We start from the raw sequence: 25,872 nt of genomic DNA, 5'->3' as shown, positions 1-25,872 counted from the left end.
GTCCGGCTCCGATAGGAAGAGTCTTGTGCGCCAGAATCAAGTGGCTGCCAAGGAAAGCTCAAGATTGACCCAAGGTTGCGGCTTTATGACCCGGACTGGGCTTGGCGGAGCCGGGTTTGGTGCGCCTCGGCCTGCTGCGCCTGGGCCTGCTGGGTCTCCGTGAGATGGGCAATGTGCTGTTCCAGGTGTTGGCGCAGGCCCACTTCGGCCTCCAGCTCGGGACGGGGGAGTCCGCGGACCAGTTCCTCGGCCGTCCGCAGCACGGACCGCCCGCGGGGCGTCAGCCGGACACTCCTGCTGCGTCCGTCGCCCGCGCCGCGCTCCTTGGTCAGGAGGCCGAGATCCCTGAGGCGGTCCAGGATCTTGCCGAGGCTCTGGGCCGTAATGCCCAGCTCATCGGCCAGGAGGTTCTGCGTTGCCGGGCCGAGCTCCTCCACGCAGTCCAGCGCGTCGAAGGACGACTTGGTGAGCCCCAGGCCAACCAGCCTTCGGTTGATCCTGCGCTCATCCAACCGCGCCGCCGTCGACAAAAGGCGGTGGGTGGACCATCCTGCCGGTCTGTTCTGCTGGGCCAAAGCCATGTGCTTGTTGCCTGCCTTCCGGGAAACCGCGGCTGGGGCACGGTAATGGGTTTGCGGGTAAAGCCTCCACCTAATAGTAAGCATGATTACTATTAGGTGTGTAAGCACCCGCATCATCCGGGTGTTTCGCCACCCGTGGGCTGAGAACCCCAGAAAGGCAGAGATGCTTCTACTCTTCGGCCTCAAGACCGTTGTGCGCGCATTGCCCGGCCGGTATTCGTCGTGCCGCTACTGCGGCCAGTACGTGGAGCAGCACCTCGAAGAACGGGCGTCCAAATTCACGCTCTTCTTCATCCCGGTCTTCACCATGTCCCGCAGCTACCGCATCACCTGCTCCAACTGCGGGCAGCGCTCGTCGCTGTCGAAAAGGGGGATGAAGGCACTGGCCCGTCGGTAGATGGGATTTGGCGGCGGGCGGGCCGGCCCAGGCCCGGAACGGGCTGGGCTTGCCGGGCGGGGCCGCTTGCCCGGGGCGGGGGCTGCCCCGGGGCGCGAAAAAGACCGGTCCAAGGTCAGCCCCCAAGGCTGACCGCGAACCGGCCTCTCGTCGTCGTACTTCTACAGGACCTGAGGTCTGCTAAACCAGGGCCGGGCGGGTGGCCAGGATGTAGTCTGCGGCAGCGGCCCCGGTCATGCGCAGACGGCTGTCCGCAGACCTGATCCTGCGGGTCTTCATCTCAGACCAGAACTCTCCGGCGGTTGCCGGGACGAATTGGTTGAGCATGCACCAGCTGGTGTACAGCCCGTAGAGCTGGTCTTTCCTGAGCGATGCGTCGCCGTCCTGGTCCGGAGTGGTGGCTTCGCTGAGGAAACGGTCAATCTTTGAAACGCCCATGGTTGGCTCTTTTCGGTACCGTGCATCAAGTGCCGCCATTCGGCTACAGCAGCTGAACCTCAGATACCTGCACAAGGCCTGAGGCGTTCCACGCCCTGGATTAGCAGCAGTGATGAGTCACATCCGGAGGGCTAAAAATAGTCGCAACCGAATGTATCTACACCGTAGACTCTAGGCGTAGACTACAGGTTAAGCAAGAGTGAACAGCTAGATGCTCACCTGCCCCGACGTAAGGAACCACCGACATGCCAGCCCCGCAGGACACGGATTCCCGGAAACGGCTCAGCCGGGAGATGGTCCTCCAGACCGCCCTCGGCCTGGTGGACGCCGAAGGGCTCGAGGCCCTGAGCATGCGCCGCCTGGGCCAGGCGCTGGACCGGGACCCGATGGGCCTTTACCGGTATGCGGCCAACCGCGCTGACCTGCTGGACGGGATTACTGAACTGGTCCTCAACGAACTGGCCATCTTCCCGAAGGACCCGGACTGGCAGGCGCAGCTGCGCAGGATCGCCCACGACCTCAGGCTCCTGGCCCTCCGGCATCCCAACGTTGTGCCGCTGCTGGTGACGCGTCCGCTGTCCACTCCGCTGGGCCTCCGGCCGCTGGGGACGCTGCGCCCGCTGGAGCAGATCCTGGGGCTGCTGATTGAGGCAGGCTTTGCGCCCAACGACGCCCTGCACGTGTACCGCGCCTACTACGGCTTCCTCTACGGCCACATCCTGAACGAGCTCCAGGAGTTCATTGTGGACCCGGAAGAAAACGTGGCGCTGCTCCGGCTGGGCCTGCACCGGCTGCCGGCCCGGGACTTCCCGCATCTGCGCGAGCTCGCTCCCGTGCTGTCTGAGTACGACGGCGCGGCGGAGCTGGATGAGGGAATCAGCATCCTGCTTTCCGGGCTGGCCGAGCGACGGGGCGGTAGCGGGGGACAATCCGGGCGGTAGCGCCGCCGTCGTGCCTCCTGACCGCCTGGCCCGCCTCGGGCCTAGCGGTGCGCCAGGAACGAGACGCTCGTGACGCCGTACTTCTCCGAAGCGGAGCGGGCGCTGTCCGAGAGGAATTCGTAGATGTTGGTCCTCGCCGCTTCGATCGCGAACCCGCTGCCGGTCATCATCTCCTGGTAGGTCGCTGTCTGTGCTGCGCCTCCGATGCACGCAGCCCAGAGGTCGGTATTGCACACGATCTTCGGACTCAGCGGTTTCTCGGTGACGATATCGGCGATGGCCAGGCGGCCGCCGGGGCGCAGCACCCGTGCCGCCTCCCGGAAGACCGCGCCCTTGTCCGGCGACAGGTTGATGACGCCGTTGGAGATGACGCAGTCAAAGCTGGCATCGGCAAACGGCAGATCGTCGATGCGGCCCTCAACAAAAGTGACGTGGGGAAAGTCCGCGTCCGCCCTGAGGCCCTCGGCCTTGCCCAGCTGTTCCGGAGTCATGTCCACGCCCACCACGTTCCCGTCCCGGCCCACCGCGAGGGCAGCGGCGAAAACGTCCATGCCGGAGCCGGATCCCAGATCAAGGACGCTTTCTCCTGCGGCCAGGTTGGCGAGGTCGAAGAAGTATCCGACGCCGGCGAACGACTCCACGGCGCCCGCGGGGATCAGATCGAGCAGGGGAGCCGGGTAGCCGAGCTGCTCTGCCAGGCCCCGGCCCATCCTGAAGTGGTATTTTCCGGCCGGGTGTTGTGCCACAAGCCGGTACAGCTCCCTGACCTTGGATTCGAGTTCATCGCGGTCAACGGCCGCAGCTGTTGTGTCCATGGCATCCATCCCGTTCCGCATTGTCCGGGGTGGACGCCCCGATGCGATATTCAAGTAGGTAATTGAATAAGACTCCTCGCCGGGGTATCTTGTCAAGTACTTGCTTGATTACTGGAATGGACGGTTTGGAGATGGGCCAGAGGGCCGCCAAGACGGCATTATTCGATGCCTTCGCTTCTGTGGCAAAGGTGCTGGGGAGCGGCAGGCGCGCCGAAATTGTGGACGTGCTGGCGCAGGGTGAGCGCTCCGTTGACGACATCGCGGCCGACATAGGCCAAAGCATGGCGAATACGTCCCAGCATCTCCAGCAGCTCCTCCGGTCCGGCGTGGTGCGCACCCGGCGTGAGGGCACGCGGATCTACTACCGGCTCAGCGGTCCGTCGGTTGCCAGGCTGTGGGCGGCAGTCAGGGACGTCGCTGCCGAGCATGTTGCCGAGCTCGATACGGTTGCCGCCGCGTACCTGGGGAACCGCTCCGCCCTTGAGACGCTCACCCGGGCGGAGCTGAGGGAACGGATGCTCGCAGGCGATGTTGTGGTCCTTGACGTGCGCCCCGAGCCGGAATTCCAGGCGGGACATGTGGCCGGCGCGGTGTCGGTGCCCCTGAACAGCCTCGCCGCGCGGCTGAAGGACCTCCCCGGCGACCGGACCATCGTGGCGTACTGCCGCAGCGAGTACTGCGTGTTCGCCGACGACGCCGTACGGGCGCTGAAGGAAGAGGGATTTCCGGCGGCGCGTTTGGAGGAGGGGTATCCGGAATGGGCGGCAGCGGGGCTGCCCGTCGAGGCGGGTGAGTCCCAGTTGTCCGCGGGGCGGTAGCGCCGCCGTCGTGCTCTGTCTTTAGGGCGCAAGCCTTACGGTTCGAAGTGCGTCCGGACGTCCCCGCCGGCCAGGTTGGCGAGCAGTTCCTCGGCCACTACGCGCAGCTTCTGGTTGCGGTTGCTGGACACCTTGGTGAGGATGGCCATTGCCTCGGCCTGGCTGCAGCGGTTCTGGCCCATGATCACACCGCACGCCAGATCGATGGACGTCCGGCTCTGCATGGCGGCGGCAAGATCGTCAGCCAGCGACTGTGCGCTACCCAGCCGCACAGCCAGCCGCACAGCACCGGCGGCCAGGTCCGCAAACTCCACTGCCTCCTGGATGACGGCGGGTGTGAAGACGCCTGATTCGAACGCGAAAAAGTTCAGGGCAGCGGCCGCGTCCTCACCGAGCTCCAGCGGCACGCCCAGGGTGGCCCGGCACCCCTCATCGGCCAGAGCTTTCTGGTAGTCCGGCCAGCGCGGATCCGTGTCCACGTTGCCCAGCAGCACCGGCTCCTTGACCCTCAGTGCCTCGATGCACGGACCGTCCCCGATGCGCTGTTCGATCTCGTCGAGGAGGACCGCCTTAGGACTGCTCCCGGCCACGGTGAAGGTGCGGCGCCGCCGCTTCAGGGTGACACCGCATTCGACCGTGCCGGATGTTTCCCGCGTCAGCGCCCCCGCCGCCATGACGGACAGGCGCTGCAGGAACTCGGCAACATTCTGCGTGCCGACAATGAGGTCCTGAAGTTCCAGGACGCGCTCGTGTTCGGGAGAGTTGGCCATGCCTCAATGGTAAGCGTGCACGCGGCCGCGGCAACTGTGCCCTGCCTCTCGTCTGCCCTTTGCCCAAGCCGAATATGGGGGACTTTTGGCCTATTGCGCCTAGAATTGCTGTTTGACCGAAGCCGTAAAGAGCCGTTGCACGCTTTGCCGAAAGTCCTGGGGGGACGAACATGCCCGAACCGGCCGATAAGAACGCACGCGCCACTGCACACAATGCAGGGCAGCCCCAGACGCGCCGCCGCCGCGACCTCCGTCGCCCGGCAGGTGCATCTCCGGATGCCCGGACAGGAACCATGCCCGCCGCTGCCACACCCAACAACAGCCGCACCGCCCCCACCCGGCGGAGTTCCTGGGCCGAAGCGGCTGCCGTCGCCGACGCGCAGGCGGAAACGGACACAGGTGCGGGGGCTCCTGGCGTTTCCGGGGTTCCTGGTTCTTCAGCGAATCCCGCCGCTCCGGCCGCGGCTGCCGCTTCACCGGCTGCTGCCGCTTCGGGTGGGGAGGCGACGGTTCCGTCACCGGTTCCGGCGTCGACTCCCGCCCGGCCCGCGGCTCAGCCGGCCACCTCCCGCAGGGCCACGGTGCCCGCGGAACCCAGCGCGCCGCCGTCGAACGCTACAACCCGCCAGGCCGCCAAACTGGCGGCAGCGGACGCGCCCGTCTCCGACTTCATCACCGGGCCCGGCTCCTTTGTCCGCGAACAGAAGCCGCGGCCCCGCGGCGGGTTCCGCGGCGCCCTCTACGCCATGACCGGCGGAACCATCAACCTGGGCCCCGGTCCGCGCCAGCGTGAAGAGGACGAACTGGGCCGGCGGATCTCGCGCCAGCTGCAGGGCAGCTACAACACCGCTGTGCTCAGCCTCAAGGGCGGCATCGGCAAGACCTCCACCACCGTGGGTGTGGGCCTGACCCTCGCCGAATACCGCGGCGACGCCCCGTGCGCCATCGACGCCAACCCGGACTCGGGCGACCTCGTGGAGCGCGCCCTGGGCGAAGGCATCTACCAGCAGTCCAGCCCGCGCACCATCACGGACCTGCTCAAGAACATCGAATCCGTCGATTCCCTCACCGCGCTGGCCCGCTACATGCACCACGCCGGCCGGCTGCACCTGATCGCGGGGGAGCAGGACCCGGAAGTGTCCGACTCGCTCACGGCCGAGGAATACCTCCGGATCCGCAAGCTCATCTCCGGCTACTACTCCGTGGCACTGACCGACTGCGGCACCGGCGTCACGCACAATGCCATGAGCGGCATCCTGCAGTCCGCGGACAACCTGGTGATCGCCGCCGGCTACGCGGTAAGCGGCGCCAAGCGCGCCCGCAGCACCCTGCAGTGGCTCGCCAGCCACGGCTACGAGGACCTGGCCCGCAACGCGATCGTGGTGATCACGGACAAGGACGAGGTCTCCTCCCGCGTGGACAAGGACGCCATCGAGGACCACCTTTCCGGCATCTGCCGCCAGCTGATCGCCGTCCCGCACGACCGCGGAGTGGCCGACGGTGACCTGGTCACCCTGGACGTGCTCAAGCCCGAAACCCGGCGCGCCTACAAGGAGATCGCGGCCGCGATTGTGGACGGGTACGTGTAGGCGCTTCCTCTTCCGCCCGGGTTCCCCAACTAGGTAGCAGCAGATGTCGTTATGGGCGCTCAAAACGACATCAACTGCTACCTAGTTGGGGCCGGGGGGCTGCGGGCTACAGGCGGGCAGCCGCCGGGCGGTCCAGCCGCGCCCTGACGGTGGTCCCGGCACCCGGCGCCGTCCGGACCTCGAACGTTCCGCCCGTTGCCCTGAAGGTGTCCCGGAGTATCCGCAGGCCGCTGTGTCCTTCCGGAGAGCTCTGGGCTTCGTCAAAGCCGATCCCGTCGTCGGCGACCGAAATCTCCGCCCCCCGGGGGCCGCTGGTCATGCTGACCCGCACCGTCGTTGCGTGGGAGTGCTTGACAACATTGGCCAGGGATTCCCGGGCCACCCGGTAAAGCATGGCCGCCTGGTCGCGGTCCAGCTCGATTTCTGCCGGGACATCCAGCTCGAGCGAGATCCCGTGGTCCTGGACGGGCCCGGCGAGCCTGGCCAGCGCCGCCGCCAATCCATACTCGTCAAGATCGGGAGGATACAGCTCGGTGGTCATGGTCCGCAGTTTTCTGACATTGCGCTGCAGGATCTCCCGCGCCCCGGTAAGCACCGGTGTTCTCCCCCCGCCGTGCAGCCCTTCCGATTCGAGGGCGTAGGCAAGGCCGGACAAGTCCTGGATCACGTCATCGTGGAGGTCCCGGGCGATTCTCTTGCGTTCCAGGTCAGACGCCTCCGCGGCATGTTTGAGGAGGCGGTGGCTGGTGGTCCTGTTCGCCTGGATCTTCCGGGCCAGCCGGACCGCTGTTGGCAGTTGCGCCAGCTGGAGGACGAACAGGGAGAGGAGGAACGGCGGGATCACTCCGTAAAGGACTTCTTCCTGTGCTTTGCGAAGCGGTTCGTCGTCGTAATAGGCCTCCAGGATCAGCGGCGACCCGTCGGGGCCCGCGAAGCGGACATACACCTCAACCAGTTCGCCGGCCGCTGACTCGAACTGGTTCTCCTGGTCCTGCTGACGGCCCAGGGTGGCCCTCGCGTCACCGTCGGCCAGCAGCTTCAGCTCAGGGCCCGGCAACCCGAACACCTGGCCGATCAGGGATTTCTGATCCGAGTAGAGCACCTTGCCGTCGGGGTTCCAGATCTTGACCCGCAGCACGCCCTCCTTGTCCAGCCACGGCCTGAACATCCGGTCCAGGTCCGAGATCGCGGAGGGGTCGCCGGCCAGCAGCCCCGCGGTGATGAGGGGAGCGGCTGAATGGTCCGCCAGCCGCTGGGTGACCACGATGGATTCATTCAGCGCATGGCTTTCCGCAGCGGCGCGGATCCAGAACGTGATGGGGAGTGCCACCAGCACCAGGGCAAGGCCGCCCATCAGGAGGAATTTCACGACGGCGGTGCGGACCTCGGAATGCTCTGTCGACCGGTGGCCGGCCGCGGGCGGTCCGCCGACGCGGATATCGGTGTCACCGGACATGTGCGGTGTTCTGCCTGAGCGCGTCCAGCAGCGTGGATAGTGAGCCGTCCTTGGGCAGGTATGCGCAGATTCCGGCGGCGGCGGCCCGCCGGTGGTCCTCGGGCGTCGGCGCCCCGGCCAGCATGACAATGCGGACGCCGGGCGCGGCAGCAGGAATCCGCAGCGCCGCTGCTATGCCGTCGTCATCACGCAGGCGGTAGTCGAGAATGACGACGTCGGGTGCCACCTCGCGGACCAGGCCAACACCCGCTTGCGCCGAGTCCGCGGCCCCCACGCTGAGCATGTCCGGTTCCCGGTCCAGCGCGCCGGCAAGGAGCTCGGTGAACGTCCGATGCCGGTTGATGGTCATGATGCGGATTCTTCGGGAGGTCGGGGCACCCCCGGCGTCGGGCACGGTGGCGTCGGCCGTGGCCTCCAGGAGCCTGGCGTAGATGGACCGCAGGACAGGACCCGGAGCGCAGCCCATCTCCTGGTCCATGGTCCGCCTGCACTGGTCGAAGGCACGCAATGCCTCCGCGGGCCGGCCGTTCTTCTCGAGCCCGAGGACCAGGGCCGTCCACGCCTGCTCGCTCAGGGGATCATCCGCCACCGCTTCCCTGGCCCAGGTTGCGGCCAGCTGGGCTTTCCCCAGTGCCAGGGCCGACTCCGCGGCCAGAAGACGGGCGTGGAAGACGCGGGCCGCGTGGCGGGTCCGCTCGTCTTCCGCCCACGAAGGCACCAGCTCATCGCCCAACAGGGGAGCCGAAGCCAGGCCAAGAGCCTCCTGGAGCAGCTCAATGGCGCGCTGCGGCGCTGCGGATTCGGCCCTGCGCACCAGGGCATCGAAGCGGTCCAGGTCCAGATCCACCAGCGACCTGTCCAGCATGTAGCCGCCGGTGACAGTCCGCAGGGGGCCGTCCTTGCCCATGCCGGGCTGCAGATGGCGCCGCAGCACACTGACGTAACTCTCCAGGGTGGGGAGCGCCTCCGCCGGCGCCTGCCCCGACCACAGGATGTGGATGAGGCGGTCCTTGGAAACCGGAGCGCCGAGGTTGAGTAGCAGGAGCTCCAGAATCTGCCGCGGTTTCGGGCCGCCCAGCTCTCCGTAGCCGAGGACGGCATCCCCGCGCCGTATCCGGAGCGGGCCGATAATTCTCGCATCCAACCGGCCAGGACCCGGTCCGGTAAGGACGGACGGCAACGTTTGGTCCGGTTCTGCCAAATCTAGTGAGGACATTGAGCAACCTGCTATCCGGTGATCGAGGCTTTTGTCCATCGTCGCGATTTTATGGGCCGGGGACACGAGTAGCCCCTACTGGGATTTACTCCGTCGAATGTGATTACGGGAGGGGTGTCACTTCCTCCGCAGCCCGCAGACACTCTCATTGCTGTCCCTCCGGGCAGCATCAACAAGGTTTTTACGAGGTGGCCGGTTCACCATGACCTCATTCCATCCCTCCTAACGGCAGGCATGTCATGAGACCCTTCAATTGGATGCCCCTGGGCCCGGCCGACGATAAGGCGTCCGCGCCCCCAAGCATTGCAGACCGCAGTTTCGACGCCAGGCGCGGCAGGCATGCTGCCCCGCCCCCGGCGCGAGACGGTTCAGCACGAACGAAGCCGGCGCGGGTACGGCTGGTCGCGGCCGCCGCGGCCCTTGTCATGCCGGTGGGTATGGGACTGCCCGTTGCAGCCCACGCCGTCACGGCACCGGTTGGCCAGGGCTTCACCGTGAGCCCGGCGGACCTCGCGTTCATCCTGAAACAGATCAAAATCGCTGAAGCGCACGTAGCGAACACAACGTCCGAGACGGGTCCCTGCGGGGCGCTGCTCGGCACCGGCCCGGACCAGCTCCCGAGCCCCCTCGTCTCCCTGGGGCTGCGCACAGTGGACGGCACCTGTAACAACCTTGTCCCCGGCCAGGAAACGTTCGGCGCCGCCGACCAGGTATTCCCCCGGCTGACGTCCGCGACGTTCCGCCCGGCGGAGTCCGGATCCCTTGGAGGCGCGCCGGCTCCGACCAGCTATGAGCAGAAGTCCGGCAACGTTTTCGATTCCCAGCCCCGGGTGATCAGCAACCTCGTGGTTGACCAGACCTCCACCAACCCGGCAGCCGTGGCCGCGGCCGGAAACCCCGTCAGGACCCAAGGCAACGAAGGCGTTGTGCCCTGCACCAGTGATCCCACGCCGGACGCCGCCGGCATTCCGGAGGGCTGCGTGCCCTCCCACGAGACGTTGTTCATGCCGAATGTGACCACCGACGTGGGGCTCTCACCGCCCTACAACTCGATGTTCACGTTGTTCGGCCAGTTCTTCGACCATGGCGTGGACCAGACCGTCAAGGGCGGAGGCACGGTGTTCGTGCCGCTGAAGTCCGACGATCCGCTCATCGCGGGCCCGGACCATATCCTGGGCAACGGTGACGACCTGGATCCGAACCTGCGCTTCATGGTCCTGACCCGCGGGCAGAACCAGCCCGGCGCGGACGGCATCCTGGGCACCGGGGACGACATCCAGGACGCCAAGAACACGGACTCGCCCTGGGTTGACCAGAGCCAGACCTACACCTCCCACCCCTCCCACCAGGTCTTCCTCCGCGAGTACGTCAACAGCAGCGACGGCAAGCCGGTGTCCACGGGCAAACTGCTTGGCGGCCCGGCAGGTCCCACCGCCGGCGGCATGGCCACCTGGGCCACCACCAAGGCGCAGGCTGCTGCACTCCTGGGCCTCCGGCTGGAGGACACCGACGTCACCAACGTCCCCATGATGGCCGTGGACGCCTACGGCAAGTTCGTGCCCGGGCCCAACGGACTGCCCCAGTACGTGACGGAAACCGGCCTGGTGGAAGGCAACATTGCCTCCCCGGTACCGGTTCCGGCCAACGCACTGCACTTCGACACGCCGTTCCTGACGGACATCGCGCACAACGCGGACCCCACCCCGGTGGACTCCGACCGCAACCCGGACACCGCGCCGGTGGCCCCGACCCCCGACGGCGATAACGTCGCTTCCGCGGACTTCGCCAACCAGCCGGCCGGTACGTACGACGATGAAATGCTCAACGCGCACTTCATCGCCGGCGACGGACGCGTCAATGAGAACATCGGCCTCACCGCCATCCACCAGATTTTCCACTCCGAGCACGACCGCCTGGTAGGCGACATCAAGAATGTGCTGACCGGCGACACGTCGGCGAGCGGTGTTGCCGCACTCGCGGAATGGCAGCTGGCCCTCGGTGCGGAAGGCTGGAACGGTGAGCGCCTCTTCCAGGCGGCACGGTTCATCACCGAAATGGAGTACCAGCACCTGGTCTTCGAGGAATTCGCGCGCAAGGTCCAGCCCGCGATCAACCCCTTCCAGCCCTTCGCCTTCACCCAGACCGAGCTCAACCCGGCCATCAAGGCGGAATTCGCCCATGCCGTGTACCGGTTCGGCCACTCGATGCTGACGGAAACCATCTCCCGCCGCAACGAGGACCAGCCCGGCACGGACGGGGTGTTCGGCACCTCCGATGACATCCGCGGCAGCGAGAACGACATTTCGCTGCTGGACGGCTTCCTCAACCCGCCGGCCTACACCAACGGCGGACCCGCAGGCTCGCTGACCTCTGAAGAAGCGGCCGGCAGCATCATCATGGGCATGTCGGACCAGGTAGGCAATGAGCTCGATGAGTTCGTCACGGACACGCTCCGGAACAACCTGCTGGGCCTGCCGCTGGACCTTGCCACGGTCAACATGACCCGGGCCCGTTCAGAGGGCGTCCCGTCGTTGAACAACCTCCGGCGGGAACTGCACGCCTCCACCAACGACGGACAGCTGCAGCCTTACACCAACTGGATCGATTTCGGCGAGAACCTCAAGCACCCTGAGTCGCTGATCAACTTCGTGGCAGCCTACGGGCAGCACCCGACCATCCTCACCGATGCCGGACCTGACGCCACGCTGGGAACGGGCGACGACCAGGCGGCGTCGCTCGAATCACGCCGCACGGCGGCCCGCAAGATCGTCAGCCCTGACATCCTGGCCGGCGAAGTCGGCCCGAGTGATGCCGCGGCGTTCATGAACAGCATCGATGCCTGGGCGAACGACGGCACCACGTCGGTCACCGGGCTCGACACCGTGGACCTCTGGGTCGGCGGCCTAGCGGAACGGACCAACATGTTCGGCGGGCTGCTGGGCAGCACGTTCAACTACGTGTTCGAGAACCAGCTGACCGACCTCCAGAACGGCGACCGCCTGTACTACCTGGCGCGCACCCCGGGCATGAACCTGAGGGCGCAGCTGGAAGGCAACTCCTTCGCCGAAATGATGATGCGCAACACCAACGTGCACACCCTGAAGGCCGACTCGTTCGCCACGGCGGACTGCAAGTTCGAACTGAAGAACCTGGCGGGCACCCCTGAGGGCTTCACGTCCTCCGGCAACACGGTGGCCGATGACGCGGCGTCGGAATGCAATGAGGCCGCGCTCCTGATCCGGATGCCCGACGGCACCATCAAGTACCGCGCCGTCAACACCGTGGATCCCTCCGGCATCAACGGCCAGAGCGTCTACAACGGCACCGCCGGCGTGGACAGGATCTACGGCGGCAACGACAACGACACCTTCTGGGGCGGCCTGGGCAACGACATCATCCAGGGCGGTGACGGCGCCGACGTCGCACTCGGCGGCGAAGGTGATGACATCATCACCGACCTCAACGGTGACGACGTGCCCAAGGGCGGTCCCGGAAACGACGCCATCGACGCGGGCCCCGGCCTGGACATCATCATGGGCGGCGACGGCAAGGACTTCTCCAACGGCGGAGCCAACATCAACGAGACCTTCGCGGGTGCCGGTGACGACTTCATCATCGCCGGCCAGGGAGAAGACGCCCTGTTCGGCGACAGCGGTGACGACTGGGCAGAGGGCGGCGATCAGCCGGACCTCATGCAGGGGGACAGCGGCAACCTGTTCTTCCTTGACGATTCGCAGAAGCCGGGCCACGACATCCTCATCGGCCAGGGCGGCGACGACGACTACGACATGGAAGGCGGCGACGACATCGGCCTCGGCGGACCCGGCATTGAGAAGGTCGCCGGAGCCTCGGGATACGACTGGGAGATCGGGCTCCAGGATCCCCAGGCGCAGGATGCCGACCTGAACCTCCCTATCCCGCCGCTGGACATCCTGCAGGTGGGCGTCCGGGACAAGTTCAACGAGGTGGAAGCACTCTCGGGAGCGAACCTCGACGACATCCTTCGGGGCGACGACGTGGTTCCCAGCGCAGTCGGCGCTGCCGGATTCATCGGCTGCGACGTCCTGGACCAGGCAGGCCTGGACCGCATCGCCGGCCTTGACGCGCTGGTACCGGCGCTCAGCACACCGGCGGACACCGTCATCGGCATTTCGGCATCCCGGAACTGCCCGCTGCTGGTCCCCGGCAGCAACGTCTGGGGCGATGGCAACATCCTCCTCGGCGGCGGCGGAAGCGACCTGATCGAGGGACGTGGCGCCGATGACATCATCGACGGCGACAAGTACCTGAGCGTTAGGCTCAGCGTCCGCACGGACGCGAACGATCCGGCCACCGAGGTGGGCAGCGCGGCCGGAATGACCACGCAGTACCTGCGGGACGGCGCCGGCAACCTCACCGGTCCCAGCCTCCAGGAAGCCGTGTTCGCGGGAACCGTGAACCCGGGCAACATCGTGGCAGTCCGCGAGATCCTGGCGGGCACCGGCGGCACCGACACGGCAGTGTTCTCCGGACCGCTGTCCAACTACACGGTGGTTGCCACCCCCGCAACGGACACCGAGCTGGCCAGGGTGACGGTCACCCAGACCGGCGCCGACGTGGCCGGCCAGCGGGCCAGCGACGGGATCGACACGCTGCGGAACATCGAGCGGCTGCAGTTCTCCGATCAGGTGGTCACGCTGGCGGTTCCTGACGCGCCGGCCATCGGCACGGCGACGGCAGCAAACGCCTCGGCAACAGTGACGTTCACGGCCCCGGCTCCCAACGGATCCTCGGCGATCACGGGCTTCGAGGTCGTCGTGAACACCGGCGGCTCGGCGGTCCAAACAGTTACCGGCATCGCTGCCACGGCCACCAGCGCCACCGTCACCGGACTCACCAACGGCACCTCGTACACCCTCCAGGTGCGCGCGGTGAACGAGTTCGGCGCAGGGGCACTGTCCGCGGAATCCAATGCGGTCACCCCGGCGCCCACCGTGCCCGATGCCCCGACCGGAGTTACAGCCAGTGCGGGTGCCGCCTCGGCAACCGTGACCTGGACGGCGCCGGCCAACGACGGAGGGTCCCCGATCACGGGGTCCCAGATTGAAGTCCGTACGGGAACCACAGTGGTCGCCACCGTGTCCTTCGCCGACGCTGCCACCAGCCAGGTGGTCACCGGGCTGGCAAACGGTACCCAGTACACGTTCGTGGTCCGGGCGGTCAATGCCGCCGGAGCCGGCGCGGGTTCCGCACCGTCCAATGCGATCAACACGCCAACCGCGCCAGGCGCTCCGGTGATCGGAACCGCCAGGCAAGGGGCCAACCGGGGAGCGGTGACGGCCATCGCCAACTGGACGCCGCCAGCCGCCACCGGCGGGTCCCCGATCACGGGCTACAAGGTGACGGCCTTGCGGATGAGCTCAGCCGCAGCCAACGCCACCGTGGTCTCACGGACGGAGTCCGCCATCCTGCCGGCGACGGCGAGGACCCTGGAGATGACCCTCACCACCAGCAACTACCGCTTCGTGGTAGTGGCCATCAACGCGGCAGGCACCAGCCCGGAGTCCGCCCGTTCGAACAGCGTGGTGGCGCGATAGCCAGGGCACAGCGCGGCTAGCACCTGCAGCCGGCAAGTGAAGGGGGTGGCCCCGGGGCCACCCCCTTCGCTGTGCCCGGACCGTCCCGGACCCCCTTCGCTGTGCGCTAACGTCCCGGAACGGCCTAAGCACAAAGCTCAGGCATAAAGGAGGGCCGGGCCGGCTGAGTGGAGTCTCAGCCGGCCCGGCCCGTCGTCGTCATGTACCGCCGTCGCCAGTTTGGGACTAGCGGTTCCGTGCGGATCAGTGGCCGTGTGCGGGGTCCTCTGACCCGGCTGTACTGCCGGCTTCCGCCGGCTCCTTGGCCATGTCCACGCCGGTTCCTGACCCTGACCGCGGAGCCACCGTGACGTCGTCGGCCGAGTTCCCGGCGGCCCGTGCGATGCCGGCCCGGACAGCTTCCACCGTCTTGTCGCTCAGCAGCGGTCCGGTGTAGCTGAATTCGAGCTCACCGTCGCCGGCGCGGGTGTCATAGTTGCCCAGTGCGTCGGAGAGGATGCCCTCAAAGTCAACGGCCTCGCGAAGGGCACTGGCAGCGGACGAGCTGACGGTGAACCGGAGATCGTGCACCAGGACCCGGGCCACATGGACGTGCTCCAGTCCCGGAAACGCCTGGTCAGGGCCGAACGCAAGGTCAACCAGTTTGCCGCCATCATCAATGGTGGCATCGCCTGGCAGGGCGACAATCAGCTCCGGCACCGTATGCTCGAGCACCGTGGCACCCAGGACGTCGGGCGATATCGGGGACACTGCCAGGCCAAGAGTGCCCGCGGCTGAGGAAAGCGCTGCGCGCAGTTTGTCCAGATCCGCGTCCTGGGAGGGGTGGACGGCCACCACAACGCGGCGGCGGACCATAAGCCCGTCATAGCTCACCGGCGGCCGGTCGTTGCCCCGGTCGGAAAGCGTTCCGGTCCGGGACACAGCGGGCGGCGAGGACGGACTGGGTCCGGGCGGCGCTCCGGCGGTGCAGCCGGCCAGCAGGGACGAGGCCAGCACCGCCGAGACGGCAACGGCAGCCGCTTTCATCTCAGGTGCCCGCCGGGTAGCCCGGCTGGTATTTCGGGATGAAGGCGTTCGCGGGCAGGGTGTCCGGAACGGACGGGTCCGAGGTGATCGGGTCGTTGTTGTTGAGGTCGCCCACCGAGAACTGCACCATCATGTCGTGGTCCTCGTGCACCAGGTTGTGGCAGTGCACCATGTAGCGGCCGCCCGTGTGGGCTCCCGTGTCGAACTGGGTGAGCAGGGTGATGGACTCGTTCTCCCCGGCATAGAAGACGTCCTTGGGGCCCGTCTCCCAGGCGAACGGCTGCCCGCCGTTGGTATTGCGGCCGATGATCTTGGCATCAACCAGATGGATGTGGACCGGATGGAACCAGCCGCCGGATCCGTTGGTGATGGTCCATTCCTCCACGTCGAAGGGCTGCGGGTTGCCCAGCAGTTTCGTAAACCCTGAGTTCTCCACGTCCGCCCAGGTGACGCCGCTGATCACCCATTCGCCGTTATCCCGTTCCACCCGCAGCTCCCGCTTGGCCACCACCATGTCCGGCGTCAGGCTCATGGTGGGGATCCCGCCGCGGGCCGCATTCGGCGAACCGCCGTCGTCGAGCGTCTTGGGAATCGAGGAGATGGTGCCTTTTCCCGAGCCGGAGTTGCGCACAACCTCGAACTGCATGATTTTGTCCGTGTTGGCAAAATCCTCGTTGTTCTTGTTGCTCAGGTTCTTCAGCTGGATCTTCTGCCCCGCCTTGTACCTCCGGAAGTCGATGAGGATCTCGTAGCGCTCGGCAGTTCCCTGCCTCCAAGACTGGACCGCCTGGACCTTCGGCACCATGCCGGCGTCCGTGCCGACGATGTACACCGGCTCTCCCGTGGAGAGCGCGGGACGGTAGGAACGGGTAATGGAGGCCACCAGGACCCGGAAACGGTAGATGCGCGGCTTCACCTTCATGGTGGGCCACGGCACGCCGTTGACCATGATGATGTCGCCCCACAGGCCATCGTGGTCGTTGTCGTTGTAGCCGAACGAGCCGTCGGCATTGAACAGGGCATCCGAGATCATGAGCGGCACATCGAACTCACCCTGCGGCAGCTGGTCACGCTCGAACTCATCGGACAGGGGGTAGAAGCCGGCCAGTCCTGAGTACACGTTCTGGGCGGTCACGTGGTGCTTGTGGTCGTGATACCAGAGCGTCCGCCCGGTCTGCCAGTTGGGGTAGTGGTAGTTCTTGACGTATCCGGGCGGGGTGGTGTCATTGGCGTACCCGTCGTACTGCGGCAGCGACGCCGAACCATGGAGATGGGTGACGGTTTGGAAGGCCAGGGGATGCAGCAGCCCCAGCTCCGGGAAGTCATTGCGGATCCGCACCTCGGTCCGGGTCCCCTGAACGGCCCGGATGGTGGGGCCGGGGAAAATCCCGTTGTACCCCGCGAGCGTGGTGGTGAGCCCGGGCAGGATCTGCGCCTGGCCGAGCTTCTGCGTCAGCGCGTACTTGGCGTACGGGCGGCTGCGGTCGCCGTCGTCGAATCCGGTTTCGAACGGTTCCAGCACGGGCGGCCGCCGGAAGGCAGCGGTGTACGGAACCGGCATGTTTTGCGGTGCCAGCGGGCTTGTCGTGATGGGCGGCGTGATGGGAGGAGGAACGGTGAGCGGGGCCTCCTTCATCCCCACGAGGCTGAACGCCCCTAGCGCTCCGCCAAGCTTCAGAACTTCCCTGCGAGTTGTCATGACCTCTCCTCAGTGGTGAGTGATGCATGCCGTCGCGGATCACCGCGCGGGCACCCAATGCCGGAGATCAAGCCGTCCTGAGGCCTGTCAGCCTTTTCCTCCCTTTCAGCGTCAGGTCATGGCTTGCTCAATCCTGCTCAGATGATGCACCGCGCAACTTGTAAAAAGGCTGGAGGGGGCCGCGCCGGCGGCCACGGGGGAGGCCTACTCGGGGGAGGAAGGTTGCGTCGCCAGCCACTCCTGGAACGTCTGGCGTCCGACGGCGGCACCCGGCTTGGGGATCAGGTCACCGTTGCGCATGGCTTTTCCCATGGACCCCGGGACGAAGAGTTTCACGGCCCGCTTCCGCCGGCCGGTCTTCTGCAGGTAGGCGCGGACCAGGGCGGCCAGCTCTTCCGCCCGGGGGCCGCCGAGGTCTGCCACGCGCCCCCGCGGCCCGGCTTCTGCCGCGTCCACCAGCGCCTCCGCAACCTCCCGGGCCGCCACCGGCTGGGTGCGCATCTGCGGAACGAGCACCAGCGGGCCCAGCGAAGCGACGCTCACGGTCATCGGCACGAACTCGTGGAACTGCGTGGACCTCAGGAGCGTCCAGGGCACGTCGCCGTGGCGGACCGCATCCTCCTGCACCAGCTTCCCCGCGTACAGCCCCGACGTCGCGTTGTCGATGCCCACAATGGAAAGTGCAACGTGGTGCCGCACGCCGGCCTTCTTCTCCGCAGCAAGCAGGTTCTGGGTGCTGTTCGTGAAGAAGTCCACGGCCTTCTTGGTGGACACCGCCCGGGGGCCGGAAACGTCAATCACCGTGTCCACACCCCGGAGTGCCTCATCGAGGCCGCGGCCGCTGACCAGGTCCACGCCGTCCGCGCGGCTCAGGCTCACCACCTGATGGCCCCGGCTCCTGGCAATGCTGACCACATGGCGGCCGACGGTTCCGGTTCCGCCGGCAACGGCGATGTTCATGGCGTGCCTCCTTGGCTCATCTCCGGCGCGTCGGGATTTCCCCGCTGCTGGCCAGGTGCTGGGCGACGTCCCTGAGCTTGATGTTCGAATCGGAGCTCGCCTTGGTCAGGACCAGGAAGGCCTGTTGTGAGGTGATCTTGAATCTTTCCATCAGGATCCCTTTGGCCTGGCCGATCAGGTCCCTGGTGTCCAGGGCCTGCGTGAGTTGCGCGATTTCCTGGGCGTCTGAGAAGGCGATGGCGGCGTGGGCGGCCACCAGGAGCGCGATCTGCTCCGATTCCTCGTCGAAGACGTTCGCGTCTCCGCCAATAAGGTTCAGGGCACCCAGTTTGTCCCCCTCCACGAAAAGCTGGATGGAGAGCATGCTGCGGGCGCCCGCATCGTAGGCCGCCTGCGCGAAATCCGGCCATCGTTCCTCTTTGCCCATGTCAGGAACCCGCACCACGCGGGCGTCATAGGCCGCGTCGAGGCAGGGACCTTGGCCTTTTTCACTCTGCAGCGCGTCCACCGTCCGGGGCAGCTCGCCGGACGCAGCCCGGGACTGGACCGTGCGGCGGCCGGTCACCAGGCTGATGGAGGCCTCGGCGGCATGCGGGATCAGTTCCAGGGCGGCATGGACAATGACGGTCAGGATCGCTTCGGTGTCCTGTTCGTGCTGCATCTCCCGGGCAAGATCGCTGAGCCGGCCCGCCAGTCCTGCACTGACCGCCGCCGTGTGCCCAGCCTGTGGCTGGTCGGCAGTTTCCCGCGTTCCGGCAGCCTTGGAGCTCATGTGTGCACGGCGGCGCCCAGGTCCGCACCGGCAACCACCTGCCACCGGTCCCGCGCCGGATCGTGCTCCACAATCGCGGACGCCTCCAACTGTCCGGCCTCGTCCAGGGCAAGCAGCAGGGCGTCCTCAAGGTTCCGGGCATACTCGAGCCGTTCGCTCAGCGAGCCCGGAAGATCGCCGTCGTCAATCAGTACATGGGCCCTGCCGTCCAGGATGACCTTGAGCGCGTAGCCCTGGTCCTCATGAAGGGACCCCCGGGTGGACGCGATCTCGGTGACCATGCTTGCGCGGACCAGGCTGTTGTTGGCCGTGCGAATCCACACTTCACCCATGGGACGAGCCTCCTCTTATTTCGGGCACGCGTGTAAGTACCCCACACAGCAAACGCTAGTCCCCGCAGGGCCTTTTGTGACCGGGCCATAGGATAAATCTGATGACTTCCCCAGACGACCCGCAGAACTTCAGCCTTCGCAGCATTGCAGTGGCGGCGTTCGGGCCCACGCTGCTCTTCAGCATCGGCCAGGGGGCGGTTCTTCCGGTGGTGGCGCTCTCCGCCCGGGACCTGGGTGCGTCCGTTGCCGTGGCCGCCCTGATCGTGACCCTGATCGGCCTGGGCTCCTGGTTCTTCAACCTGCCGGCCTCCCTGGTGACCCTGAAGTTTGGTGAACGCTGGTCCATCGTGGGCGCCGCTGCTGCCGGGGCACTGGCGCTCGCGGCCGCCGGCCTGTCCTCCCTGATCCCCGACGGACTGTGGCTGCTCGCCGTGGCGATGACCGTCGTCGGAATGGCTGCCAGCGTGTTCGGCCTGGCCCGCCAGAAGTACCTGACGGAAGCCGTCCCCGTGCAGTTCAGGGCACGTGCGCTCTCCACGCTGGGTGGAACCAACCGGATCGGCGTGTTCATTGGCCCGTTCGTGGGGGCGGCGGTCATGCAGTTCTTCGGCATCGGCGGTGCGTACTGGGTGGGCGTGGTGGCCATGGTGGCAGCCGCGCTGCTGTCCGTCACCATCCCGGACCTGCAGGCGGACGGTGACGGAAGCAGCAGCAACCCCGGCCCGCAGCCCACGCTCCGCACCGTGGCCGTCTCCCATGCCGGTGTGTTCCTGAGCCTGGGCCTGGGCATCCTGCTGCTGAGTGCCCTCCGGTCCTCCCGACAGGTGGTCATCCCGCTGTGGGCCGACCATCTGGGCATGGATGCCACCCAGGCCTCGCTGGTCTACGGCCTCTCCGGAGCGATCGACATGCTGGTGTTCTATCCGGCCGGCAAACTCATGGACCGCAAGGGCCGCCAGTGGGTGGCCATTCCGTCGACCCTCATCATGGGCACCGCCCTGCTGCTCATCCCGCTCACCGGCAGCTTCACGGGACTGCTGCTCGCAGCCCTGCTGATCGGCTTCGGCAACGGCATCAGTTCCGGGCTGGTCATGACCCTCGGGGCCGACTTCTCCCCGGACCGCGGGCGCGGACAATTCCTGGGCCTCTGGCGGTTCATGGCCGACGCCGGCTCAACCGGCGGGCCGGTGCTGCTCTCCGGCGTCACGGCCGCCGTCTCTCTGGGGGCAGGCGTGTGGGCCACCGGCGTGCTGGGGTTCGCCGCCGCCGTCGTTTTTGCCATCACCATTCCACGGCTCAAGCACCGCCGGAACTACTAGCGGAGCAGGCGGATCCGGGACAGACTGCCCGTATGACAATTGTTGAGAGCCTCTCGCCGTTCACCGGAAGCTGGCAGGGCCACAACCGGATGCGGTTCATGCCCACGGACGAGTACCAGGAATCCGTGTCGGCCGCGGTGGTGGCGGTGACGGCCAAGGACTACGTGACCATCGAGTACACCTGGGCGCATGAGGGCCAGCCGCAGAACGGCCTGCTGCTTCTGGGGTCCGGCCCGGGGTCCGGCCCGGGGTCCGGCCCGGGGGAGGGTGGCCCGGGGGAGGGTGGGCCGGCAGCGGAGGGCGAGGCGCCGCCGTCGGACGCTTCTTCCGGAACCGGCGCCGGAACCGGCGTGACGGCGGTGTGGGTGGACTCCTTCCACGCGTCGCCGCAGTGGCTGACCCTCACCGGGGCAGTCGACGACGACCGCGTGGTCCGGCTGGCCTGCACGTATCCCGCCCCGGAGGGCCCCGACTGGGGGTGGCAGATCCACATCGAGCCCGGCGACGGCAACGGCGGACGCATCACCATGCACAACCTGGTTCCGGGGTACGACCCGTACCAGGTGGTCGAAGCCACGTACCGCCGGCAGGCCTAGGAGCGCGCCATGGAGTCGATCAGGGCACTCATCTCCGCCGCGGAACGCGAATCCACGCTCCCGGCCGGGGAGGACGAAAGGTTCACCGGCTACGGCGTCATGGGCCAGCCGTTCAGCTCAGGCTACTTGCTGGCGCTGCGCCGGTTTCCCGTCACGTCCCTGGGGCCGGGCTATACCGCCGTCTGGATGCGGCGCCCGTCAGGTTCGTGGACCATGTACACCGATGTGTCCGCGGAGGTGTCCTGCCCGCGCTACTTCAGCAGCGCATTGGAGTCCGCGTCCGTCCACCGGATCGACATCGCCTGGCTTGATGACCACCGTTTCACGGTGGACATAGCGGACGACGTCGGCCTTCACTGGGAGGTCAGCCTCGCCGCCACTCCGGTCACCAAAGCGATGTCCGCGCTCGCCTCCGCGCTGCCGGCGAAGCTGTGGGGGAGTGCGGCGTTCCTGCGGATCATGGGCGCGGTGGCCGGGCCGACGCTGCAGGCCGGACGGATCGGGCTGACCGGCCGGGTTCCCAACGGGCAGGGCTTCCGGGCCAATCCGAAGCGGATGTGGTTCATCTCGGGCAGCACCGCCACGCTGCGGGGCGAGGACCTGGGCACCCTGGGATCACTCCCGGTGCAGACCCGGCTGGGCGACTTCTGGATTCCCCAGCGCGGGATCTTCATGATGGGCTCGTCCAGGTTCGACGCGTTCGACCCCGCCGCGCACCACGTACTCCCGGTCACCCACGACTGAATCCTCACCCCTGCCCCTTCCTGCCCCTTCCTGCCCCTGACGCTCTCTCACTTCCTGCCGGGTTTTTTGGGACGCTCTCTCACTTCCCGCCGGGTTCTTTGGGACGCTCTCTCACTTCCCGTCGGGTTTTCTCGAACGCTCTCTCACTGCTCGCGGCGTTCTTGGCGGGTGTCACTCGTGCTGTAATCGTTTACACCAGCGGGGTTAAACGTTTATATTTGCGTTGGACAAGACGCGGTGAACCAGTCAGGAGCGTGGACACGGATGGACGAGCAGGTGCAGGGCATTGGCTGCCCCCAGTGGTTGGCGGATGGAGTCATTTACGAGATCTATCCGCAGTCGTTCGCTGACTCCAACGGGGACGGCATCGGCGATCTGGCGGGCGTTCGGCAGCACCTGGACTATCTGGAGTGGCTCGGGGTGGACGTCATCTGGTTCAACCCCTGCTTCGCTTCGCCTTTCCGGGATGCGGGCTACGACGTGTCGGACTACCTCACCATCGCCCCTCGGTACGGAACCAACGAGGAGATGGCCGCCCTCATCCGGGAAGCGAAAGCGCGCGGAATCCGGGTCCTGCTTGACCTGGTGGCAGGCCACACGTCCGTGGACCACCCGTGGTTCCGCGCCTGCATGAACGACGAGTCCGACCACCGCTACATCTGGTCCGACCGCGCCGCTGACGCCTTTGTCGCCTCGCCGGGAAGCCGCCCGGGCTGGTACCTGAAAAACTTCTTCCCGGAACAGCCGGCACTGAATTTCGGCTACGCACGGCTCTCTCCGGAAGAACCGTGGCGGCAACTGCCGGACGCATCCGGACCCGTGCAGAACCGCGCCGCGCTGCGGGAGATCATTGACTACTGGCTGGGCCTGGGCGTGGCCGGTTTCCGCGTGGACATGGCATTCTCGCTGGTGAAGGACGACCCCGGCCTCGTGGAGACCACTGCCCTGTGGCGGGAGCTGGGGGAGTGGATGCGCGGCTCCTACCCGGATGCCGTCTTGCTCCCGGAGAGCGATGAGCTCCGGACGGTGGACGCCGGCGTGCGCGGCACCTTCGATGCGGACTTCTCGCTGGTCATCCACGACGAGCACAGCGCCCTCTTCAACAACGGCGGCGCGGGCATCCTGCCGTGGCAGGAGAGCGTTGAGCCCTGCTATTTCGATGCGGACGCTGACGTCGACGAGGGCACCCGGGCTTTGGAGACGTTCCTCGGCCTGTGGAATCACCACCTTGATACCAACGGGGCAGACCGCCTGGTGGTGTTGCCCTCGGCAGACCACGACTTTTCCCGGCTGGTCTGCGGAAACCGGACGCGGGAACAACTTCCGGCGGCCTTCACCTTTCTGCTGACCTGGGGGTCCATTCCGTCGATCTACTTCGGCGACGAGATCGGCATGCGCTACCTGGAGGATGCCCCCGAAAAGGAAGGCAGCATCTGGACTCCGAAATACAACCGCGCAGGGTGCCGGACGCCGATGCAATGGGATGCGTCCCTTCCCAACGCCGGGTTCTCCACCGCACCGGCCGGGGAGCTGTACCTCCCGCAGGATCCCGACGCCGAACGGCCCACTGTGGCGGCGCAGATGGACGATCCAGAGTCGCTCCTGCACTTTGTCCGGGGCCTGGTCCGGCTCCGCAAATCAACACCGGCGCTGGGAACCAGGACGTCCACGCAACTTCTTTCGGTCGGTTATCCGCTCGTTTACCTCAAGAACGGGACACACCTGGTTGTGGTCAACCCGCTGCGGCGCGCCACCCGGGCGGCAGTGGATCTGCCCGGGGGTTCGACCGCCCGGCACCTTTATGGCACCGGCGTGACGGTCGACGACGGCGGGGTCCGCGCCGGGGGCTTCGGCTGCGGCATCTTTGAAGTTGGCTGAGGTGAAGCGAGCGACGATCAAGGACGTCGCGACCCTTTCGGGGCTGTCCATCTGTACGGTGTCCAGGGCGCTCAGGGGACTGCCTAAAGTTTCTCCGGTGGCACAGGCCAAGGTGGAGGACGCAGCGGAGAAGCTCGGCTACCGGCCCTCGGCCGCGGCTTCAAGGCTGAGGGGAGGCAGGACCGGCGCTGTGGCGATCGTGGTTCCCACGGCCACAACCTGGTACTTCTCCCAGGCCGCGGAGGCAGCGGAGGAGATTATTGCCGACGGCGGACTGGACCCGATGCTCGTCAGTCTGCGCGGTCAGGAGGAAGTCCAGTCCCGGATTTTTGATGACCCGGCGGACCTTGCCCAGAAGGTGGACGGCCTGTTGATGATCGACGTCGACCTCACCCCGCACCAGACCGCCGCGCTTTCCGCCAGCGGGCTGGAGGTGGCGAGCGTCGGCATGCACGACGTCCCTTGGGACAACGTGGGTATCGACAACGTGGCCGCTGCCCAAGAAGCGACCAACAAGCTACTGGCATTGGGACACTGGGATATCGCCTTTTTGGCCGGCACTCAGACCGGCAACGGCAAGACCCGGGCCACGGACGAGCGCAGGCAAGGCTTCGAGCTGGCCCTCGCCGAACATGACGCCGTGCCGCACCCGGATTGGGTGGTCGAAGCCGGCTACACCGTCGAAGGCGGACGGCAGGCCATGTCCGAACTGATCCGGCACCGGGGGAACCTTCCCACCGCCGTCTTCGCCGGCTGCGACGAAGTAGCCTTCGGCGCGCTTATGGCACTCAAGGAACACGGGCTCTCCTGCCCGGAGGACATCTCCCTGATCGGCATCGATGATCATCCGATGAGCTGGGTCCTTGGCCTGACCACCATCGGCCAACCTGTCGCGGACGAAGCAGCTTTCGCAGCCACCCTGCTTCTGGAACGGCTGCAGAAGCCCGACGAGGCCGGCAGTCCCGCCAACCACCTCCTGCCCACCGTGCTGGCCGAGCGCACCACCACTAGGCGCCACCGCGGCTAGGGCTCGACGACGCCGCCGGGCCGCCGCCGCCCCGGCATTGCCCGTTCGTAGCGGGCGACGTCGGCGGCCCGGCATAGCCCGGTACGGTGACGCTCTCTCACTCACTGCGTGTTTTCCTCAAACCATCTCTCACTTCTCCTAAAGAAGTGAGAGATGGTTTGGTCTTTCGGCGCAGGGAGTGAGAGAGGGTTTGGCCGGGCGGTCAGGCGTCTCAGTGGCGGGGCTTCGCCGTGGCGCCGTACTGGGATAGGGGCGCCAGCAGCGCGCTGCGGAGCTGCGGGGAGAGTTTGGTGGGGACGTCGACTTCTGCGGCGATGGCATGCAGCACGCGGCTCAGGTAATTCCTGGCTCCTGCGGCGAGCGTGATGTCCAGGATTTCCCGGTCGGTGAAGCCGTGGTCCCGCAGGTCCAGGGTGTCCGCGTCCGTCATTGCCACGGCGTCGGTGCTGACCTTTTCGGCGTACTCCATCATGGCCACCTCCGCCGGTGACAGTCCCGCGTTGTGATAGTCCCGGGCGATGAGGACCAGTTCTTCCTCCTCGATGGCGCGGAGGGCCTTCACGCCGTGGGCCAGCCTGCAGTGGGCGGAGCCAAGCGCCTGGGCGGCCGCAAGGGTGACCAACTCGTAGCGGCGCAGATCCATGTTCTGGGTGATGGCGCTGATGAGCGATTGGAACGCCGCGTACGCCTCCGGGTTCACCGCCAGCTCCTTGGTGAACTTGGCGACATAACCGCGGGACCGGAGGTCGTCGTCGTAAATCTTCGCCTTCAGGCCGAACGCCTGGCCTTCGGGAGTGGTGGCGAATATGGACATGGGGGATCCTTCTTCCGGCTGGGACCACCCGCGCTGCACGGCGGCGGGAGCCCTGACAGCGCCGGTGCGGACAAATGCGATATTCCTCCGCGGCCCGCGGCGAGTCAA

At 66.8% G+C, this 25,872-nt stretch carries 22 protein-coding genes; 10 read left to right on the top strand and 12 right to left on the bottom strand.

Going from position 1 to position 25,872, the window contains the following annotated elements; genetic code table 11:
• Window positions 1-83 precede the first annotated feature (83 nt).
• Complete coding sequence (locus RW112_RS04595; RefSeq protein ID WP_317780596.1) at window positions 84-581, bottom strand: MarR family winged helix-turn-helix transcriptional regulator; 498 nt, start codon at window positions 579-581, stop codon at window positions 84-86.
• Window positions 582-744: 163 nt separating this feature from the next.
• Between RW112_RS04595 and RW112_RS04590 the strand changes: the two genes are divergently transcribed.
• Window positions 745-978, top strand: coding sequence for a zinc-ribbon domain-containing protein (locus RW112_RS04590; RefSeq protein ID WP_317780595.1), 234 nt, complete (start codon window positions 745-747; stop codon window positions 976-978).
• 180 nt (window positions 979-1,158) lie between these two features.
• On the opposite strand, the gene RW112_RS04585 is transcribed toward RW112_RS04590, so the two are convergent.
• Complete coding sequence (locus tag RW112_RS04585; RefSeq protein ID WP_305941967.1) at window positions 1,159-1,416, bottom strand: hypothetical protein; 258 nt, start codon at window positions 1,414-1,416, stop codon at window positions 1,159-1,161.
• A 245-nt stretch (window positions 1,417-1,661) separates the two neighbouring features.
• On the opposite strand from RW112_RS04585, the gene RW112_RS04580 reads away from it, so the two are divergent.
• Entirely contained in the window at window positions 1,662-2,357 is a 696-nt protein-coding gene (locus RW112_RS04580) for a TetR/AcrR family transcriptional regulator C-terminal domain-containing protein (RefSeq protein WP_317780594.1), read from the top strand.
• Window positions 2,358-2,398: 41 nt separating this feature from the next.
• On the opposite strand, the gene RW112_RS04575 is transcribed toward RW112_RS04580, so the two are convergent.
• Window positions 2,399-3,172, bottom strand: a complete 774-nt coding sequence (locus RW112_RS04575; protein ID WP_317780593.1) for a methyltransferase domain-containing protein — start codon at window positions 3,170-3,172, stop codon at window positions 2,399-2,401.
• Between the two features lie 116 nt (window positions 3,173-3,288).
• Between RW112_RS04575 and RW112_RS04570 the strand changes: the two genes are divergently transcribed.
• On the top strand, window positions 3,289-3,990 hold the full coding sequence (locus RW112_RS04570; RefSeq protein ID WP_317780592.1) for a metalloregulator ArsR/SmtB family transcription factor: 702 nt from the start codon (window positions 3,289-3,291) through the stop codon (window positions 3,988-3,990).
• A gap of 35 nt (window positions 3,991-4,025) precedes the next feature.
• Here the strand turns inward: RW112_RS04570 and RW112_RS04565 are convergent, their stop codons facing one another.
• Window positions 4,026-4,760, bottom strand: a complete 735-nt coding sequence (locus RW112_RS04565; protein ID WP_317780591.1) for a GAF and ANTAR domain-containing protein — start codon at window positions 4,758-4,760, stop codon at window positions 4,026-4,028.
• Window positions 4,761-4,930: 170 nt separating this feature from the next.
• Here RW112_RS04565 and RW112_RS04560 point away from each other — a divergent pair, with 170 nt between their 5' ends.
• Window positions 4,931-6,349: a MinD/ParA family protein gene (locus RW112_RS04560; RefSeq protein ID WP_317780590.1), complete on the top strand. Its 1,419-nt coding sequence runs from the start codon at window positions 4,931-4,933 to the stop codon at window positions 6,347-6,349.
• Between the two features lie 106 nt (window positions 6,350-6,455).
• Here RW112_RS04560 and RW112_RS04555 read toward each other — a convergent pair whose 3' ends face one another.
• Window positions 6,456-7,805: a sensor histidine kinase gene (locus RW112_RS04555; RefSeq protein ID WP_317780589.1), complete on the bottom strand. Its 1,350-nt coding sequence runs from the start codon at window positions 7,803-7,805 to the stop codon at window positions 6,456-6,458.
• Window positions 7,795-8,949 (bottom strand): BTAD domain-containing putative transcriptional regulator, encoded by a 1,155-nt coding sequence (locus RW112_RS04550; protein WP_317780588.1) that lies wholly within the window; start codon window positions 8,947-8,949, stop codon window positions 7,795-7,797. The genes RW112_RS04555 and RW112_RS04550 overlap by 11 nt, the downstream gene beginning before the upstream one ends.
• 509 nt (window positions 8,950-9,458) lie before the next feature.
• On the opposite strand from RW112_RS04550, the gene RW112_RS04545 reads away from it, so the two are divergent.
• Entirely contained in the window at window positions 9,459-14,597 is a 5,139-nt protein-coding gene (locus RW112_RS04545) for a peroxidase family protein (RefSeq protein WP_317780587.1), read from the top strand.
• Between the two features lie 243 nt (window positions 14,598-14,840).
• Here RW112_RS04545 and RW112_RS04540 read toward each other — a convergent pair whose 3' ends face one another.
• From RW112_RS04540 to RW112_RS04520, 5 genes are all read right to left on the bottom strand, one after another.
• Window positions 14,841-15,623, bottom strand: coding sequence for a hypothetical protein (locus RW112_RS04540; protein WP_317780586.1), 783 nt, complete (start codon window positions 15,621-15,623; stop codon window positions 14,841-14,843).
• 1 nt (window position 15,624) lies between these two features.
• Window positions 15,625-17,322: a multicopper oxidase family protein gene (locus RW112_RS04535; RefSeq protein ID WP_317780585.1), complete on the bottom strand. Its 1,698-nt coding sequence runs from the start codon at window positions 17,320-17,322 to the stop codon at window positions 15,625-15,627.
• Between the two features lie 204 nt (window positions 17,323-17,526).
• Entirely contained in the window at window positions 17,527-18,282 is a 756-nt protein-coding gene (locus tag RW112_RS04530; protein ID WP_317780584.1) for an SDR family oxidoreductase, read from the bottom strand.
• A gap of 16 nt (window positions 18,283-18,298) precedes the next feature.
• On the bottom strand, window positions 18,299-19,054 hold the full coding sequence (locus RW112_RS04525; RefSeq protein ID WP_317780583.1) for a GAF and ANTAR domain-containing protein: 756 nt from the start codon (window positions 19,052-19,054) through the stop codon (window positions 18,299-18,301).
• A complete protein-coding gene (locus RW112_RS04520; protein WP_305941959.1) occupies window positions 19,051-19,386 on the bottom strand; it encodes a hypothetical protein in 336 nt (111 codons plus the stop codon). Before RW112_RS04520 ends, RW112_RS04525 begins: the two co-directional genes overlap by 4 nt.
• Window positions 19,387-19,487: 101 nt before the next feature.
• Between RW112_RS04520 and RW112_RS04515 the strand changes: the two genes are divergently transcribed.
• The 5 genes from RW112_RS04515 to RW112_RS04495 all read left to right on the top strand — a co-directional run bounded on the left by RW112_RS04515 (window position 19,488) and on the right by RW112_RS04495 (window position 24,950).
• On the top strand, window positions 19,488-20,705 hold the full coding sequence (locus tag RW112_RS04515) for an MFS transporter (RefSeq protein WP_317780582.1): 1,218 nt from the start codon (window positions 19,488-19,490) through the stop codon (window positions 20,703-20,705).
• A 32-nt stretch (window positions 20,706-20,737) separates the two neighbouring features.
• Complete coding sequence (locus tag RW112_RS04510; protein WP_317780581.1) at window positions 20,738-21,301, top strand: DUF1579 family protein; 564 nt, start codon at window positions 20,738-20,740, stop codon at window positions 21,299-21,301.
• A gap of 9 nt (window positions 21,302-21,310) precedes the next feature.
• On the top strand, window positions 21,311-22,045 hold the full coding sequence (locus RW112_RS04505; RefSeq protein ID WP_317780580.1) for a hypothetical protein: 735 nt from the start codon (window positions 21,311-21,313) through the stop codon (window positions 22,043-22,045).
• Window positions 22,046-22,309: 264 nt separating this feature from the next.
• Window positions 22,310-23,923 carry an alpha-amylase family glycosyl hydrolase gene (locus tag RW112_RS04500; RefSeq protein WP_317780579.1) on the top strand — a complete coding sequence of 538 codons (1,614 nt, stop codon included), beginning with the start codon at window positions 22,310-22,312 and terminating at the stop codon, window positions 23,921-23,923.
• 1 nt (window position 23,924) lies between these two features.
• On the top strand, window positions 23,925-24,950 hold the full coding sequence (locus tag RW112_RS04495) for a LacI family DNA-binding transcriptional regulator (RefSeq protein ID WP_317780578.1): 1,026 nt from the start codon (window positions 23,925-23,927) through the stop codon (window positions 24,948-24,950).
• Between the two features lie 211 nt (window positions 24,951-25,161).
• Here RW112_RS04495 and RW112_RS04490 read toward each other — a convergent pair whose 3' ends face one another.
• Entirely contained in the window at window positions 25,162-25,764 is a 603-nt protein-coding gene (locus tag RW112_RS04490; RefSeq protein WP_317780577.1) for a carboxymuconolactone decarboxylase family protein, read from the bottom strand.
• Window positions 25,765-25,872: the final 108 nt, after the last annotated feature.

Origin of the sequence: Arthrobacter sp. B10-11 (genome assembly GCF_033142195.1) — a bacterium.
GTDB classification, from domain to species: Bacteria; Actinomycetota; Actinomycetes; order Actinomycetales; family Micrococcaceae; genus Arthrobacter; species Arthrobacter oryzae_C.
Note: the sequence above shows the minus strand (reverse complement) of the source record. Positions and strands in the feature narration are given on the sequence as shown.

Bases quoted from the DNA above. Each gene is read 5' to 3' on its own strand.
- RW112_RS04595 (WP_317780596.1), bottom strand. From the start codon at position 581: ATGGCTTTGGCCCAGCAGAACAGACCGGCAGGATGGTCCACCCACCGC.
- RW112_RS04590 (WP_317780595.1), top strand. From the start codon at position 745: ATGCTTCTACTCTTCGGCCTCAAGACCGTTGTGCGCGCATTGCCCGGC.
- RW112_RS04585 (WP_305941967.1), bottom strand. From the start codon at position 1,416: ATGGGCGTTTCAAAGATTGACCGTTTCCTCAGCGAAGCCACCACTCCG.
- RW112_RS04580 (WP_317780594.1), top strand. From the start codon at position 1,662: ATGCCAGCCCCGCAGGACACGGATTCCCGGAAACGGCTCAGCCGGGAG.
- RW112_RS04575 (WP_317780593.1), bottom strand. From the start codon at position 3,172: ATGGACACAACAGCTGCGGCCGTTGACCGCGATGAACTCGAATCCAAG.
- RW112_RS04570 (WP_317780592.1), top strand. From the start codon at position 3,289: ATGGACGGTTTGGAGATGGGCCAGAGGGCCGCCAAGACGGCATTATTC.
- RW112_RS04565 (WP_317780591.1), bottom strand. From the start codon at position 4,760: ATGGCCAACTCTCCCGAACACGAGCGCGTCCTGGAACTTCAGGACCTC.
- RW112_RS04560 (WP_317780590.1), top strand. From the start codon at position 4,931: ATGCCCGAACCGGCCGATAAGAACGCACGCGCCACTGCACACAATGCA.
- RW112_RS04555 (WP_317780589.1), bottom strand. From the start codon at position 7,805: ATGTCCGGTGACACCGATATCCGCGTCGGCGGACCGCCCGCGGCCGGC.
- RW112_RS04545 (WP_317780587.1), top strand. From the start codon at position 9,459: ATGGGACTGCCCGTTGCAGCCCACGCCGTCACGGCACCGGTTGGCCAG.
- RW112_RS04540 (WP_317780586.1), bottom strand. From the start codon at position 15,623: ATGAAAGCGGCTGCCGTTGCCGTCTCGGCGGTGCTGGCCTCGTCCCTG.
- RW112_RS04535 (WP_317780585.1), bottom strand. From the start codon at position 17,322: ATGACAACTCGCAGGGAAGTTCTGAAGCTTGGCGGAGCGCTAGGGGCG.
- RW112_RS04530 (WP_317780584.1), bottom strand. From the start codon at position 18,282: ATGAACATCGCCGTTGCCGGCGGAACCGGAACCGTCGGCCGCCATGTG.
- RW112_RS04525 (WP_317780583.1), bottom strand. From the start codon at position 19,054: ATGAGCTCCAAGGCTGCCGGAACGCGGGAAACTGCCGACCAGCCACAG.
- RW112_RS04520 (WP_305941959.1), bottom strand. From the start codon at position 19,386: ATGGGTGAAGTGTGGATTCGCACGGCCAACAACAGCCTGGTCCGCGCA.
- RW112_RS04515 (WP_317780582.1), top strand. From the start codon at position 19,488: ATGACTTCCCCAGACGACCCGCAGAACTTCAGCCTTCGCAGCATTGCA.
- RW112_RS04510 (WP_317780581.1), top strand. From the start codon at position 20,738: ATGACAATTGTTGAGAGCCTCTCGCCGTTCACCGGAAGCTGGCAGGGC.
- RW112_RS04505 (WP_317780580.1), top strand. From the start codon at position 21,311: ATGGAGTCGATCAGGGCACTCATCTCCGCCGCGGAACGCGAATCCACG.
- RW112_RS04500 (WP_317780579.1), top strand. From the start codon at position 22,310: ATGGACGAGCAGGTGCAGGGCATTGGCTGCCCCCAGTGGTTGGCGGAT.
- RW112_RS04490 (WP_317780577.1), bottom strand. From the start codon at position 25,764: ATGTCCATATTCGCCACCACTCCCGAAGGCCAGGCGTTCGGCCTGAAG.